The following is a 14,598-nucleotide window of genomic DNA, read 5'->3' on the forward strand; positions in this document are numbered from 1 at the left end:
AGAAAATGTGGCGAGAGTTTAACGACTGGCGCGGCGTGGCCTGCAACAGGGCGTGCAATAGGTCTATGGTCCGGCCCTATGCCGCCGCGGCGCGCTGCAGGCGGTCGCGCACGCCCTCCCATTCGGGGGTGGCGGGCGGGGTTTCGATCCAGATCAGCTTCACGCCCTCGTCGTCGAAGGCGCGCAGCACGGCAAACAGCTGCTTCGCGGTGGCTGCGGCGTCGTCGGGCATGCGCCGCACCTGCACCTTGGCCGACCGTGGGCGCAGCGCGCTGCGCGCATAGACCGCCAGGTGCGCGGCATCGGCGCCCAGCAGGTCCAGCCCGGTCTGCAGGGCCTTGGCATCCATCAGGCGCACCTTCGCCGCGGGGGCGTAGTGGGCTTCCAGCGTGCCTGATGCCCGTGGCGTATGCGCGGGCAGCTCTTCTTTCGATAGCGGCGCCAGGCCGCAGGCCTCGGCGATCTGCGCGCGGGTGATCGCCCCGGGGCGCAGCAGCACCGGCACGCCGCGCGTGCAATCGACGATGGTCGATTCGATGCCCACGCCGCAGGGCCCGCCGTCCAGCACCAGCAGCGCATCGCCCAGTTCGTCCTGCACATGCAGGGCGGTGGTGGGGCTCACGCGGCCGAAACGGTTGGCGCTGGGCGCGGCCACGCCCCAAACGGGGTGGCCTTCCAGCGCGGGGGCTTCCGAGGCGCAGGCGCGCAGCACGGCCTGGGCAACGGGATGGGCGGGGCAGCGCAGGCCCACGCTGTCCTGGCCGCCCGTGGCTGCCGTGGCCACGCCGGGCCGGCGCGGCAGGATGAGGGTGAGCGGGCCGGGCCAGAACGCATCGACCAGCGCCTGTGCAAACGCGGGCACCTCGCTGGCGAAGTGGGCGATGCCTGCCGCGTCGGCCACGTGCACGATCAGCGGGTGGTCGCTCGGCCGTCCCTTGGCCGAGAAGATCTGCGCCACGGCCGCATCGCTGGCCGCGTCGGCCGCAAGGCCATACACCGTCTCGGTAGGCAGTCCCAGCAGCGCGCCCGTGCGCAGGGCGCGCGCGGCGGCGGCGATGGATTCGGGGCGTTGGCCGTCGAGGATCATGTCGCGTCAGGCCCGGATCAGAACGCCGCGATGCCCAGCAGCGCTGCGGCCTGCAGCGCGTTGGCGCGCGCGGCTTCCACGGTGGGCGCCGTGACATTCAGGTGGCCCATCTTGCGGCCTGGCTTGGCCTCGGCCTTGCCGTACAGGTGCAGATGCGTGCCGGGCAGCGCCAGCACGGCTTCCCACGCCGGCGTGCGGGCGTGCGGGCCGCCAGCGAACCACAGGTCTCCCAGCAGGTTGAGCATCACGGCCGGGCTGTGCTGGCGTGGCTGCGTGAGCGGCAGGCCGGCCATGGCGCGAACCTGCAATTCGAACTGCGACACATCGCAGGCGTTCTGGCTGTAGTGGCCGCTGTTGTGCGGGCGCGGGGCGATCTCGTTGACCACCAGTTCGCCGCCGTCGAGCACGAAGAACTCCACGCACAGCACGCCCACGTAGTCCAGTCCGTTTGCTATCGATTTGGAAGCATTCACCGCATGTTCCACTAGGGCATGAGGCATATTTCCCTCATGAACCTCGGTGACCGCCAGAATGCCGTCCCGGTGCAGATTGCGCTGCACGGGCAGGTGCACGCAGGTGCCGTCGGCCCCGCGCGCCACGATCACCGAGCATTCGAGCGCCAGGGGCAGCCTCTTTTCCAGCACGCACGGGACGCGGCCCATGGCCTGCCAGGCGGCGGCCAGCTCGGCCGGCGTCTTCACGCGGGACTGGCCCTTGCCGTCGTAGCCCATGCGGGCGGTTTTCAAGATGCCCGGCAGGAGATCGGGCGCCACGGCCGCCAGATCGGCGGGGGTCTCGATCACGGCGTAGGGCGCGCAGGGCACGCCGCAGCGCACGAAGTGGGCTTTTTCCTGGGCGCGGTCCTGCGCGATGGCCACGGCGCTCGCGGCCGGAGCCACCGGCCGCTCGGCGCCCAGCGTGCGCAGCGCCTGGGCCGGCACGTTCTCGAATTCGGTCGTGATGGCATCGCACAGGCCCGCCAGTTGCGCGAGGCCGTCCGGGTCTTCATACGCGGTGCGGATGTGGTGGTGGCTCACCCGGCCGGCGGGGCTGTCGGCATCGGCATCCAGCACGGCCGTGAAGTAGCCCATGGCCTGCGCCGCGTGCACGAACATGCGGCCGAGCTGGCCGCCGCCGACCACGCCGAGCGTGCTGCCGGGCAGCAGCGGGCGCGCCGGGCTCGTGGGCGCGCTCATGCGGACACCGGGGGCAGGGCCATGGCGCGCGCCGCGGCCGTCTGCTCGGCACGGAAGGCTTCGAGCTTCGTGCGCAATGCCGGGTCCTCGGTCGCCAGCAGGGCCACGGCAAAGAGCGCCGCATTGGCCGCGCCGGCCGTGCCGATGGCGAAGGTGGCCACGGGAATGCCCTTGGGCATCTGCACGATGCTGTGCAGCGAATCCACGCCCTGCAGATGGCGGCTGGCCACCGGAACGCCCAGCACCGGCACGGTGGTCTTGGCGGCGATCATGCCCGGCAGGTGGGCGGCCCCGCCCGCACCGGCGATGATGGCCTTGAGCCCGGCGCCGGCCGCCGCTTCCGCGTAGGCGAACATGTCGTCCGGCATGCGGTGGGCCGAGACCACGCGGGCTTCGTGGGGGATGCCGAATTGCTGGAGAATCTGCACTGCGTGCTGCATGGTCTCCCAGTCGCTGCTGGAGCCCATGACCACACCGATCTGGATGGGTTTCATGTGAGTGGGGCGCTGGAGAACCGGCCGCCCGCCGAAGTGGAACCCGCGATTTTACTTTTTGTGTGCCGAGCGCACCCACCATTCCTGAACACATGATCGATGTCACCGTAGAGAATTTTGAAACCGAAGTCATCGCCGCCTCGATGGAAGTGCCCGTGCTGGTAGACTTCTGGGCCCCCTGGTGCGGGCCTTGCAAGTCGCTCGGCCCCATCCTGGAAAAGCTCGAAACGGAATACGAAGGCCGTTTCAAGCTCGTGAAGATCGACTCCGACCAGGAGCAGCAGATCGCCGGCATGTTCGGCATCCGCAGCATTCCCACCTGCGTGCTGCTGATGAACGGCCAACCCGTCGATGGCTTCACGGGCGCCCAGCCCGAAGGCCAGGTGCGCGCCTTCCTCGACAAGCACGTGCCCACCGCCGAAGCGGCCCTGGCCGAAGAGGAAGAAGAACTGGCGCTGGACGCGCTGGCCGAAGGCGACACCGACACGGCGCTGGAAAAGCTCCAGCACGCCGTTGCCACCGATCCTGCCAACGACGAAGCCCGCTTCGACTACGTCAAGCTGCTGCTGCAACTGGGCCGCGAGGACGATGCCAAGGCCGCTTTCGCCCCGGTGATCGCCAAGGCCCCGGGGTCGCGCAAGCTGGGCGCGCTCAAGGCCTGGATGGATGCTATCGATTTCGTAGCTATGGAGGCAAGCGATCCGGCGGCAATGGCCGATTTCGATGCCAAAATCGCCGCCAACCGCCGTGACTTCGATGCGCGCTTCGCCCGTGCCCGCTGGTTCATGGCGCACCAGCGCTGGACCGAGGCGATGGACGAACTGCTGGAAATCCTCATGCGCGACAAGGCCTGGAACGACGAGGCCGCACGCAAGACCTGCGTGGCCGTGCTCGAGATCATCGAGCCGCCCCGGGTGAAGGTGGCCGAGGGCCAGATTCCTCCGCAAGACCCGGTGGTCGCGACCTATCGCCGCCGCCTGTCCAGCGTGGTGCTGAGCTGACCGGCGCCCAGGCCACCGAAACAGCCCGGCCCATGGGCACTGAACGGGCGCGTTCGGCCGCCCTGGCGGCGGCATCGGTACTGGCGCTCGCCCTCGCGGGCTGCGCCACATCGCCCCCGCCGGACGCCATGGTCATCGGCACGGTGTTCTCGCGCGAGCGCCTTTACGTGCCGCCCGACGAGCCGGCCGTGTTCGAGGCGGCCCTGCTCGACGTCTCCAGGCCCGATGCGCCGCCCACCGTGCTCGGGCGACAGCGCATCGAACTGCCGGGGCCGCCGCCCTACCAATTGCAGATTCCTTTCCGGTCCGCGCTCACGCAGCCGCTGCTGCCGGGCCGCTACCGGGTTCGCGCCTCGCTGTCCCTGCATGGCTACGTGCGCTTCGCCTCCGACGGCACCCACCCGTTGCCGCCCGACCCCGCCTATCGGCGGGTGGACGTCGAACTGCACCGCCTGCCTTTGGACAAAGCGACCGTGCAGGCCGAGGTGCCGCTGCGGCAGACCTATTGGCGGCTGGTGGAAATCGACGACACCGCCGTGCCGCCCGCCCCCGCGGGAGCGCCCGAGCCGCATCTGGTGATGGACGGCGAAGGGGGCCGCGCGCGCGGCGCAGGGGGCTGCAATCGGTTTCTGGCCAGCTACGCGGTGGACGGCGTGCGCCTGCGCATCACGCAGATCAACACAACGCTGCAGCTGTGCCTGCAGGCGGCGACCCTGGAGGGCCGCTTTCTGCAAGCGCTGGGCGACGTCCGCGCCTACCGCCAGGAAGGGCGGCAGTTGCTGCTGCTCGACGAAGAAGCGCGCGTGCTGCTGCGGCTGGAGGCCACCGAACTGGAGTGAGGCGGCCAGGCGGCCCGTGGGCCGTCAGGAGGCACCGTGCCGCAGCGTGCGCGGCGAGACCGTTCAGCCGACCAGGCGTTCGAGCGCTTCGCGGTACTTGGCCGCGGTCTTCTCGACCACTTCGCGCGGCAGGCGCGGTGCGGGTGCGGTCTTGTTCCAGGGCTTGCCGTTGATCTGCGTTTGCTCCAGCCAGTCGCGCACGAACTGCTTGTCGTAGCTGGGCGGGTTCTCGCCGGCGGCCAACGCGCTTTCATAGCCTTCCACGGGCCAGTAGCGCGAGCTGTCGGGCGTGAGCACCTCGTCCATCAGCACCAGCGTGCCGTCGGGGGCCAGGCCGAACTCGAACTTGGTGTCGGCGATGATCATGCCCTTTTCGAGTGCGATGGCGGCGGCCTCCTGGTAGATGGCGATGCTGATGTCGCGGATCTTCGTGGCCAGTTCGATGCCGATCATCTCCACCGTGCGCTCGAAGGTGATGTTCTCGTCGTGCTCGCCCATCGCGGCCTTGGCGGCCGGCGTGTAGATGGGCTGCGGCAGCTTGGCCGCGTTGGTCAGGCCCTCGGGCAGTTGCACGCCGCACACGGCGCGCGATTCCTGGTATTCCTTCCAGCCGCTGCCGGCCAGGTAGCCGCGCACCACTGCCTCGACGGGAATCGGCCGCAGGCGCTGCACCAGCATCGAACGGCCCCGCACCTGGGGCGCCTCGTCCGCCGTCACCACGCTCTCGGGGTCTTCGCCCGTCAGGTGGTTGGGGCACAGGTGGCCCAGCTTGTCGAACCAGAACAGCGCCATCTGCGTGAGCAGTTCGCCCTTGCCGGGAATCGGCTCGCCCATGATCACGTCGAAGGCCGAGAGGCGGTCGCTGGCCACCATCAGGATGCGGTCGTCGCCCACGGCGTAGTTGTCGCGCACCTTGCCGCGCGCGAGCAGCGGCAGGGACGTGAGGGCGGAGGTGTGCAGTGCGGAGGAAAGGGGCTGGGTCATGGTGGGTGAAGCGATTGCGAACGGGAAAGCCGCGGCTCTCGGTGGCAGGGCCGGCCAGTCCGCGATTTTAGGGCGTGCGCCGAAGCCGCCGATTCAGCGGGAGTCTGCGGGAAAACCGGGGGGCAGCCGGGCGTGTGGAAGACGGCCGGGCGCTCTGGGGGAGCGGTGCGCTGCCGGCGCTGGCGATGGGCGTTGAAGCCTCAAGGGGGATGCGGAGCAAAGCCCGCCTATTGTGCGCCGTTTTGCGGCGTTTGGCACCTTGGCGGCCAAGACCCGCCCGCCGACTTCGGTATGCGTTTGCAATTGCCGCAAGCCGGGCGCATAGTCGATCCAACACATGCATGAGTTGCCCTTTCGCCGGGCCGTCCGATCCAAGACCGTGAGGACGGCGTTTCTTCAACGAGAGCCCAGGAGGCTAGTTTATGAACCTGACGATCAGCGGTCACCACCTCGAAGTTACCCCCGCATTGCGCGCCCATGTGACGGACAAGCTGGACATCATCAGCAAGCATTTCGACCAAGTGGTCGATGTCAAGGTGCTCCTCACGGTCGAGAAGCAAAAGGAAAAGGAAAAGCGCCAACGCGCGGAATGCAATGTGCATGTGAAAGGCAGTGATCTGTTCGCCGAGAGTTCCCACTCCGACCTGTATGTGGCGGTCAACGAACTGGTGGAAAAGCTGGACCGCCAGGTGGTCCGGTACAAGGACCGCATCCAGAACCACCATCACGGTGCCATCAAGCGCGAGCTCATGGCCTGATTTGCCGCCAAGGGCCTGAGCAGCCAGGCCCTTCGCAACGCCGCCCCCCGAGGGGCGGTTTTTTTGTGCCCCCTCAAGGTGCTCAGGGTTTATGCTAGGGGGTGCATAATCGCAACCCTTCACCATGAACCGTCTTGCCTCCATACTGCCTGCCGCTCAAGTGCTCGTGAGCGTCGATGCCACCAGCAAAAAGCGCGCTTTCGAAGAGGCAGGGTTGTTGTTCGAGAGCCAGCACGGCCTTTCGCGCGCCCTCATCACCGACAGCCTTTTCGCCCGCGAGCGCCTCGGCTCCACCGGCCTGGGCCATGGCGTCGCCATTCCGCATGGCCGCATCAAGGGCCTCAAGGCTCCGATGGCCGCCGTGTTCCAACTGGCCCACCCCATCGGTTTCGATGCGCCGGATGAGCAGCCCGTCGGCCTGCTGATCTTCCTGCTCGTGCCCGAAGCGGCCACGCAGAAACACCTGGAAATCCTGTCCGAGATCGCCGAGCTGCTGAGCGACGGCTCGCTGCGCGAGCGCATCAAGGGCAGCACCGATGCCTCCGAGCTGCACGGCCTGATCGCCGGCTGGCAGTCTGCCCAGGCCACGGCCTGATCCGCATCCACCGCGACCGACACCGCTGAGATTCCCGTGAAACCCAATGTTGTCAGCGCCGATGTCCTTTTCGAAGAATTCCGTGGCCTGCTGAAGTGGGAATGGGTCGCCGGCCTCGGGGCTTCCGAGCGGCGCTTCGACGAGGTCGCCGTGCGCTCCGCGCGCTCCGGCGCCGACCTGGTGGGCTACCTCAATTACATCCACCCGTACCGGGTGCAGATTCTGGGCGAGCGCGAAACGGCGTACCTGACCAACGCCACGCCCGAGGATTGCAAGCGCCGCATCGCCCGCATCGTGACGCTGGAGCCGCCCGTGCTCGTGCTGGCCGACAGCCAGGTGGCGCCCGATGCGCTGCTGTCCATGTGCGAGCGCGCGCAGATTCCGATGTTCTCCACGCACGAGTCGTCGGCCTTCGTCATCGACGTGCTGCGCGCCTACCTGTCCAAGCACTTCGCCGACCGCACGACGATGCACGGCGTGTTCATGGACATCCTGGGCTTGGGCGTGCTGATCACCGGCGAGTCGGGCCTGGGCAAGAGCGAACTGGGCCTGGAGCTGATCTCGCGCGGCAACGGCCTGGTGGCCGACGATGCGGTGGACCTGTTCCGCATCAACCAGACCACCATCGAAGGCAAGTGCCCCGACCTGCTGCAGAACCTGCTGGAAGTGCGCGGCATCGGCCTGCTGGACATTCGCGCGATCTTTGGCGAGACCGCCGTGCGGCGCAAGATGCGGCTCAAGCTCATCGTGCACCTGGTGCGCAAGGAAACGCTGGAGCGCGACTACGAGCGCCTGCCGTACGAGCCCCTCACGCAGGATGTGCTGGGCGTGCAGGTGCTCAAGGTGGTGATCCAGGTGGTGGCCGGCCGCAACATCGCCGTGCTGGTCGAGGCGGCCGTGCGCAACACCATTTTGAATCTGCGCGGGATCGACACCTACCAGGAATTCGTGGAGCGGCACCGCCGCGCCATGGAGCGCGACGGCTCCTGAGCCTCAAGAAGACGACTGCGCCCACCGAATCGGCCGGGGCGCCAGCCAGCAGGCGTCAGCGGTGCGGGTGCGAGGTGGCCAGCTTGGCGCACGTGGCGCATTGGCCGTACAGGGCCATGGAATGGTCTTGCACCACCCAGCCCTTGGCTTTGGCAACCAGCTGCTGGCGCTTTTCGATCTCGGGGTCGTAGAACTCCTCGACCTTGCCGCAGACCGTGCAGATGAAGTGGTCGTGGTGCTGGCCCTCGTTGAGCTCATACACCGCCTTGCCGCTTTCGAAGTTGCTGCGGTTCAGGATGCCGGCCTGCTCGAACTGCGTGAGCACGCGGTACACCGTGGCCAGGCCGATGTCCGAGCGCTCTTGGAGCAGTACGCGGAACACGTCTTCCGCGGTCATGTGGCGCTGCGCGCCTTTCTGGAAGATCTCGAGGATCTTCAGGCGCGGCAGGGTCGCCTTCAGGCCGGTGCTCTTGAGTTCGTCGATGTTCGTCATGACAGGGGTTTCCGTGTACCAAACCAGCGTGCCAAAGCCCGGGAGAACCTGCCGCTACAATGGGTCGGATCATATCGCCTATGCCTACATCCATGTCCGTTTCCGCCCGCTGCAGCGCCCGTTGGGCCCTGACCCTGTTGTTCGGCGCCAGCTTGACGGCCTGCGGCAGCTTCGATAGCGCCAGCAACCGCGTCGCCAACCTGGTCACTCCCTACAAAGTGGATGTGGTGCAGGGCAATTTCGTCTCTCGCGAGCAGGTCGAGGCGCTCAAGCCCGGCATGGGCCGACAGCAGGTCAAGGAAATCCTCGGCACGCCGCTCGTGACCAGCCTGTTCCACGCCGACCGCTGGGAATACGTCTTCACGCTCAAGCGCCCCGGTGTCGAAGTGCAGTCGCGCAAGCTGACCGTGTTCTTCAACGGCGACCTGTTCGAGCGCGCCGAGGGTGACGAGATGCCGACCGAGGCCGAGTTCGTCGCCACGCTGGGCACCCGCACCCCGAAGAACAAGGTGCCGGTGCTGGATGCGACCGAGGCGCAATTGGCCAAGTTCCCCAAACCGGCCACGGTTCCAGAGCCCGCCGATTCTCCCGTGCCCACGCCGCCGTCCAGCTACCCGCCGCTGGAATCGTCGACCCGCTGATTCCCGCCGGCCAGGGCCTGGTGCTGACCAGCCCTGCGGCTTAGCCGCTGATCTTTTCATGACCGCCTCCACTTCCCCGACCGCTTCTTCCTCCACCCCTTGCCGCGTGGCCGTCGCCGGGGCGTCCGGCCGCATGGGGCGCATGCTGATCGAGGCCATCCGCGCGACCGACGGCGAATGCGTGCTGGCCGGCGCGCTCGACGTGGCGGCGAGCCCCGCCATCGGCTCGGACGCGACCGCCTTCCTGGGCCATGCCAGCGGCGTGGCCATCACGGCCGACGTGCGCGAGGGCCTGCGCCACGCCGACGTGCTGATCGACTTCACCCGCCCCGAAGGCACCATGGCCCACCTCGCGGTGTGTGCCGAGACGGGCGTGAAGATGGTGATCGGCACCACGGGCCTGTCGGATGCGGACAAGGCCGAGATCGCCGCCGCCAGCGCGCGCACGGCCATCATGCTGTCCCCCAACATGAGCGTGGGCGTGAACGTCACGCTCAAGCTGCTGGAGCTGGCCGCCAAGGCCATGTCCACCGGCTACGACATCGAGATCATCGAAACCCACCACCGCCACAAGGTGGATGCGCCCTCGGGCACAGCCCTCAAGATGGGCGAGGTCATCGCCCAGGCCCTGGGGCGCGATCTCAAGGACTGCGCCGTCTATGCCCGCGAGGGCATCACCGGCGAGCGCGATCCTTCGAGCATCGGCTTTTCCGCCATCCGCGGCGGCGACATCGTGGGCGACCACACGGTGCTGTTCGCGGGCACCGGCGAGCGCATCGAGATCACCCACAAATCCGCCAGCCGCACGACCTACGCGCAAGGCAGCCTGCGCGCCGTGCGGTTCCTCGCCGCACACCAGACCGGCCTGTTCGACATGTTCGACGTGCTGGGCCTGAACGCCGCCTGACGGCCGGCGCGCACGCGATGGACGGCCTGCACTGGTGGCGTCAGGGCGACGCGGTCACCCAGATCAGCGCGCTGCTGCTGCTGGCCATGTCGGTCGCCAGCTGGGTCGTGATCGTGTGGAAGGCGCTGCTGATGCGCCGCGCCGGCGGCGACGTGGTTCGCGCCATCGCGGCCTTCTGGCAAGCCCCGTCGATCGCTTCCGCCGAGGAACGCCTTCCCGCCTTTGACCGCGATGCGCTCGTGATGCCGCTGGTCCAGGCCGCAGGTGCGCTGGCCGGAGCCGCCGGCAACGGAGCCGCGACCCTGGCCGCGCGCGGCAGCCTCTCGCAGCAGCTCACGCGCGGCCTGCGCGATGCGCTGCATGCCGTGCTGGGCCGGCTGCAGTTCGGGCAGGTGCTGCTGGCCACCGTGGGCTCCACCGCGCCGTTCGTGGGCCTGCTGGGCACGGTGTGGGGCATCTACCATGCGCTCACGGCCATGGCCGGCGCGGGCCAGATCACCATCGACCGCGTGGCCGGGCCCGTGGGCGAGGCACTGGTGATGACCGCCGCCGGCCTGACGGTGGCCATTCCCGCCGTGCTGGCCTACAACGTGTTCGGCCGCTTCATCGGCCGCATCGAGGCCGACCTCGAAGGCTTCGCGCGCGATCTGCGCGAGCTGGTGCTGGACGACGCCGGCATCGCCCTGCCCGCCGCGGCGAACGACTGACAGCGGGGCGATCGCGCCATGGCATTCGGCCGCCTCGAACGCACCGCCGGGCCCCAGCCCATGAGCGACATCAACATGACCCCGCTGGTGGACGTGATGCTGGTGCTGGTGGTCATCTTCATTCTCACCGCGCCGCTGCTGGCCAGCTCGATCCGCCTCGATCTGCCCCGCGCCGAAGGCGCCACGCCGGGCGCGCCGCCGCAGTCGGTCACCCTGGTGCTCGACAAAGCGGGGCAGGCCTACCTGGACGATGTGCCGCTAGCACCGACCGCGCTGGCCGAGCGGCTCGCGCAACTGGCCGGGCAGCGGCCCGATACGGAAGTGCAGTTGCGCGCCGACGCCGCCGTGCCCTATGGGCGGGTGGTGGAGCTGATGGGCGCGGCCAACGCGGCGGGCCTGCGGCGCATTGCCTTCGTGGCCGATCCTGCCCCGACGGCATCGCCGGCCACGCCGCGTTGATCTTCGGGCTTCATGGCCTGGCATGGCCCGCTCGGCAGTTCGTACCGTCCACTGGCGGCATCGCGCCTAAAATCACCGGCTGACATCCCGCTCACTTTCTTTCGTGGCCGCAACGTGGCGGCCCCGCCAACCCATGCAAGACAAATACAACCATACCGAGGTCGAGCGCGCCGCGCAGGGCCACTGGACGGCCACCGACGCCTACCGCGTGACCGAGGATGCGAGCCGGAAGAAGTTCTACGCCTGCTCCATGCTGCCGTACCCCAGTGGCAAGCTGCACATGGGCCACGTGCGCAACTACACCATCAACGACATGCTCGCGCGCCAGTTGCGCATGAAGGGCATGAACGTGCTGATGCCGATGGGCTGGGATGCCTTCGGCCTGCCGGCCGAGAACGCGGCGCTCAAGAACGGCGTGCCGCCTGCGCAATGGACGTACGACAACATCGCGTACATGAAAAAGCAGATGCAGGCGATGGGCCTGGCCATCGACTGGTCGCGCGAGGTCGCCACCTGCGACCCGAGCTACTACCGCTGGAACCAGTGGCTGTTCCTCAAGATGCTGGAAAAGGGCATCGCCTACCGCAAGACCCAGGTCGTGAACTGGGACCCGGTGGACCAGACCGTGCTGGCCAACGAGCAGGTGATCGACGGCAAGGGCTGGCGCACGGGCGCCACGGTGGAAAAGCGCGAGATTCCCGGCTACTACCTCAAGATCACCGACTACGCCGAAGAGCTGCTCGGCTTCGTCACCGGCGACCAGCTGCCCGGCTGGCCTGAGCGCGTGAAGCTCATGCAGGAGAACTGGATCGGCAAGAGCGAGGGCGTGCGCTTCGCCTTCCCCCATGACATCCGCGCGGCGGACGGCACGCTGATCGGCGACGGGCGCATGTACGTGTTCACCACGCGCGCCGACACCATCATGGGCGTGACCTTCTGCGCCGTGGCGCCCGAGCATCCGCTCGCTGTCCGCGCAGCGCAGGGCGATTCGGCCATCGCCGCCTTCGTCGAAGAATGCAAGAGCGGCGGCACGACCGAGGCGGAACTGGCCACGCAGGAAAAGAAGGGCGTGCCCACCGGCCTCGTGGTCACGCACCCGCTCACCGGCGAGGAAGTGCCCGTCTGGATCGGCAACTACGTGCTCATGGGCTATGGCGACGGCGCCGTGATGGGCGTGCCCGCGCACGATGAGCGCGACTTCGCCTTCGCGCTCAAGTACGGCATCGACATCAAGCAGGTGGTGCTGGTCGATGGCGAGACCTTCGACTATCACCGCTGGCAGGACTGGTACGGGGACAAGCAGCGCGGCGTCACCGTCAACTCCGACAGCTTCAGCGGCCTGTCCTACCCCGAGGCCGTGCAGGCCGTGGCGCATGCGCTCGCGCAAAAGGGCCTGGGCGAAACCAAGACGACCTGGCGCCTGCGCGACTGGGGCGTCTCGCGCCAGCGCTACTGGGGCACGCCCATTCCCATCATCCATTGCGACGAGCACGGCGCCGTGCCCGTGCCCGAACAAGACCTGCCGGTGGTGCTGCCCACCGACTGCGTGCCGGACGGCTCGGGCAACCCGCTGCACCACCACGAAGGCTTCCATGCCGGCGTGACCTGCCCGGTCTGCGGCAAGGCCGCGCGCCGCGAAACCGACACCATGGACACGTTCGTGGACAGCTCGTGGTACTTCATGCGGTATTGCGACCCGAAGAACAGCGAGGCCATGGTGGCCGGGGGCACGTCCTACTGGATGCGAGACCAGCAAACTGCTACTGGCGGCGCTGGAATGGACCAGTACATCGGCGGTATTGAACACGCCATCCTGCATCTGCTGTACGCACGCTTCTGGACCAAGGTGATGCGCGACCTGGGACTGGTGACCGTAGATGAGCCGTTTGCACATCTGCTCACGCAGGGTATGGTGCTCAACCACATCTACTTCACCCGCGATGAAAAAGGCGGCAAGAGCTACTTCCCGCCAGAGGATGTGACGCCTGTGCTGGATGCGCATGGTCGTATCACCGGCGGCAAATTGAATGAGGCTGAAGGCCGGTTCGAAAAGGGCTTGCTGCTCGAATACGGTGGCGTAGGCAAGATGGGAAAGACCGAACGCAATGGCGTCGATCCCCAGGACTTGATCGCCAAATACGGCGCCGACACCGCGCGCCTGTACACCATGTTCACCGCGCCACCCGAAGCCACGCTGGAGTGGAACGATGCAGCCGTGGAAGGCAGCTACCGCTTCCTGCGCCGGGTGTGGAATTTCGGCCTGAAGCTCGCGGCCATCGACAAGGACGCGGCGCTGGCCAGCGCTGCCGGCGCCACCCGCTTGAAGGAAGTGCCCTTCGGCAAGGAGGCCAAGGCCCTGCGGCTGGAGATCCATACCGTGCTCAAGCAGGTGGACTACGACTACCAGCGCATGCAGTACAACACCGTGGTCTCGGGCGCGATGAAGATGATCAACGCGCTGGAAGACTTCAAGGCAGAAGGCAGCGCCGGCGCCCCGGTCGCGCTGATCGAAGGCTTCGGCATTCTGCTGCGCGTGCTGTACCCGGCCACGCCCCACATCGCGCACAGCCTGTGGAGCGGCCTGGGCTACGCCGGCGCGCTGGGCGACCTGCTCGATGCGCCGTGGCCCCAGGCCGATGCCGATGCGCTGGTGCAGGACGAGCTGGAGCTGATGCTGCAGGTCAACGGCAAGCTGCGCGGCTCCATCCGCGTGCCCGCCTCGGCCGACAAGGCCGAGATCGAGCGCACCGCCCTCGCGAGCGAGGCTTTCGTCAAGCAGGCGGACGGCGCCACGCCCAAGAAGATCGTGGTCGTGCCGGGCCGCCTGGTCAACGTGGTCATCTGACAATGCAAAAACGCACCCTCCTGTCGCTGCTGGCCGTGGCGCCCCTGGCCGCCTGCGGCTTTCACCTGCGCCGCGCGCCCGAGTTCCAGTTCCGCTCGCTCTACGTGGAGGCCGGCGGGGGCTCGCCCCTGGCGCGCGAGCTGCAGCGCACGCTGCAGGGCGCGGGCGGCGACCTCACGGTGCTGCGCGATCCGGCGCAAAAACCCACGGCCGAAGCGATCTTCGAGCTGCTGTCCGAGCAGCGCGAGCGCGTGGTCGTGGGCTACAACGCCTCGGGCCAGGTGCGCGAACTGCAGTTGCGCCTGCGCATCCACTTTCGCCTGCGCAACCAGCAGGGCGCGGAGCTGGTGCCCGACACCGAACTGCTGCAGCAGCGCGACGTGAGCTACAACGAAAGCATCGCGCTGGCCAAGGAGGCCGAAGAGGCTCTGCTGTACCGCAACATGCAGACCGACCTCGTGCAGCAGCTGCTTCGCCGGCTCGCGGCAGCCCGCCCGCTTTGATGGCTGATGTAGCTTGCGCTATTGTTTTAATAGCTGTCAGAGCATGTTTCACTAGGGCGCAAGGCCCTTTTCGTTCAAAAATTCTGCCCCGCTCGCTCC

16 protein-coding genes are annotated in these 14,598 nt (G+C 67.9%); 11 read left to right on the forward strand and 5 right to left on the reverse strand.

Annotated features, from left to right (window positions below; translation table 11 throughout):
- Positions 1-76: 76 nt before the first annotated feature.
- Genes AVHM3334_RS11190 through purE form a run of 3 tightly spaced genes read right to left on the reverse strand, consistent with a single transcriptional unit; the run spans position 77 to position 2,777 of the window.
- Positions 77-1,087 (reverse strand): L-threonylcarbamoyladenylate synthase, encoded by a 1,011-nt coding sequence (locus AVHM3334_RS11190; RefSeq protein WP_284412274.1) that lies wholly within the window; start codon positions 1,085-1,087, stop codon positions 77-79.
- 17 nt (positions 1,088-1,104) lie between these two features.
- On the reverse strand, positions 1,105-2,283 hold the full coding sequence (locus tag AVHM3334_RS11195; protein ID WP_284412276.1) for a 5-(carboxyamino)imidazole ribonucleotide synthase: 1,179 nt from the start codon (positions 2,281-2,283) through the stop codon (positions 1,105-1,107).
- Complete coding sequence (gene purE / locus AVHM3334_RS11200) at positions 2,280-2,777, reverse strand: 5-(carboxyamino)imidazole ribonucleotide mutase (protein ID WP_284412278.1); 498 nt, start codon at positions 2,775-2,777, stop codon at positions 2,280-2,282. The genes AVHM3334_RS11195 and purE overlap by 4 nt, the downstream gene beginning before the upstream one ends.
- 92 nt (positions 2,778-2,869) lie before the next feature.
- On the opposite strand from purE, the gene trxA reads away from it, so the two are divergent.
- Together trxA and AVHM3334_RS11210 are read left to right on the forward strand one after the other, a co-directional pair.
- Entirely contained in the window at positions 2,870-3,778 is a 909-nt protein-coding gene (gene trxA / locus AVHM3334_RS11205) for a thioredoxin (RefSeq protein WP_284412280.1), read from the forward strand.
- A gap of 32 nt (positions 3,779-3,810) precedes the next feature.
- Entirely contained in the window at positions 3,811-4,617 is an 807-nt protein-coding gene (locus AVHM3334_RS11210) for an META domain-containing protein (RefSeq protein ID WP_284412282.1), read from the forward strand.
- 63 nt (positions 4,618-4,680) lie between these two features.
- Here the strand turns inward: AVHM3334_RS11210 and AVHM3334_RS11215 are convergent, their stop codons facing one another.
- Positions 4,681-5,601, reverse strand: a complete 921-nt coding sequence (locus tag AVHM3334_RS11215; RefSeq protein WP_284412284.1) for a phosphoribosylaminoimidazolesuccinocarboxamide synthase — start codon at positions 5,599-5,601, stop codon at positions 4,681-4,683.
- Between the two features lie 422 nt (positions 5,602-6,023).
- Here AVHM3334_RS11215 and hpf point away from each other — a divergent pair, with 422 nt between their 5' ends.
- From hpf to hprK, 3 genes are all read left to right on the forward strand, one after another.
- Positions 6,024-6,359, forward strand: coding sequence for a ribosome hibernation-promoting factor, HPF/YfiA family (gene hpf / locus AVHM3334_RS11220; RefSeq protein ID WP_284412286.1), 336 nt, complete (start codon positions 6,024-6,026; stop codon positions 6,357-6,359).
- Between the two features lie 124 nt (positions 6,360-6,483).
- Positions 6,484-6,954 carry a PTS sugar transporter subunit IIA gene (locus tag AVHM3334_RS11225; RefSeq protein ID WP_092742923.1) on the forward strand — a complete coding sequence of 157 codons (471 nt, stop codon included), beginning with the start codon at positions 6,484-6,486 and terminating at the stop codon, positions 6,952-6,954.
- A gap of 36 nt (positions 6,955-6,990) precedes the next feature.
- Positions 6,991-7,944, forward strand: coding sequence for an HPr(Ser) kinase/phosphatase (gene hprK / locus AVHM3334_RS11230; protein ID WP_284412289.1), 954 nt, complete (start codon positions 6,991-6,993; stop codon positions 7,942-7,944).
- Positions 7,945-7,999: 55 nt separating this feature from the next.
- Here hprK and fur read toward each other — a convergent pair whose 3' ends face one another.
- Complete coding sequence (gene fur, locus AVHM3334_RS11235) at positions 8,000-8,437, reverse strand: ferric iron uptake transcriptional regulator (protein ID WP_284412291.1); 438 nt, start codon at positions 8,435-8,437, stop codon at positions 8,000-8,002.
- A gap of 92 nt (positions 8,438-8,529) precedes the next feature.
- Here fur and AVHM3334_RS11240 point away from each other — a divergent pair, with 92 nt between their 5' ends.
- The 6 genes from AVHM3334_RS11240 to AVHM3334_RS11265 all read left to right on the forward strand — a co-directional run bounded on the left by AVHM3334_RS11240 (position 8,530) and on the right by AVHM3334_RS11265 (position 14,499).
- On the forward strand, positions 8,530-9,078 hold the full coding sequence (locus tag AVHM3334_RS11240; RefSeq protein ID WP_284412293.1) for an outer membrane protein assembly factor BamE: 549 nt from the start codon (positions 8,530-8,532) through the stop codon (positions 9,076-9,078).
- 58 nt (positions 9,079-9,136) lie between these two features.
- Entirely contained in the window at positions 9,137-9,985 is an 849-nt protein-coding gene (dapB, locus tag AVHM3334_RS11245) for a 4-hydroxy-tetrahydrodipicolinate reductase (RefSeq protein WP_284412295.1), read from the forward strand.
- 17 nt (positions 9,986-10,002) lie between these two features.
- Positions 10,003-10,692 carry a MotA/TolQ/ExbB proton channel family protein gene (locus tag AVHM3334_RS11250; protein WP_284412297.1) on the forward strand — a complete coding sequence of 230 codons (690 nt, stop codon included), beginning with the start codon at positions 10,003-10,005 and terminating at the stop codon, positions 10,690-10,692.
- An 18-nt stretch (positions 10,693-10,710) separates the two neighbouring features.
- Entirely contained in the window at positions 10,711-11,151 is a 441-nt protein-coding gene (locus tag AVHM3334_RS11255; RefSeq protein WP_284412299.1) for an ExbD/TolR family protein, read from the forward strand.
- Positions 11,152-11,284: 133 nt separating this feature from the next.
- The gene (gene leuS / locus AVHM3334_RS11260; protein ID WP_284412301.1) at positions 11,285-13,996 is read left to right on the forward strand and encodes a leucine--tRNA ligase; all 2,712 of its coding nucleotides are present in this window, start codon (positions 11,285-11,287) and stop codon (positions 13,994-13,996) included.
- Between the two features lie 2 nt (positions 13,997-13,998).
- Positions 13,999-14,499, forward strand: a complete 501-nt coding sequence (locus AVHM3334_RS11265; protein ID WP_284412303.1) for an LPS-assembly lipoprotein LptE — start codon at positions 13,999-14,001, stop codon at positions 14,497-14,499.
- Positions 14,500-14,598: the final 99 nt, after the last annotated feature.

It is taken from the genome of Acidovorax sp. SUPP3334, assembly GCF_030159055.1.
Lineage (GTDB): Bacteria > Pseudomonadota > Gammaproteobacteria > Burkholderiales > Burkholderiaceae_C > Paracidovorax.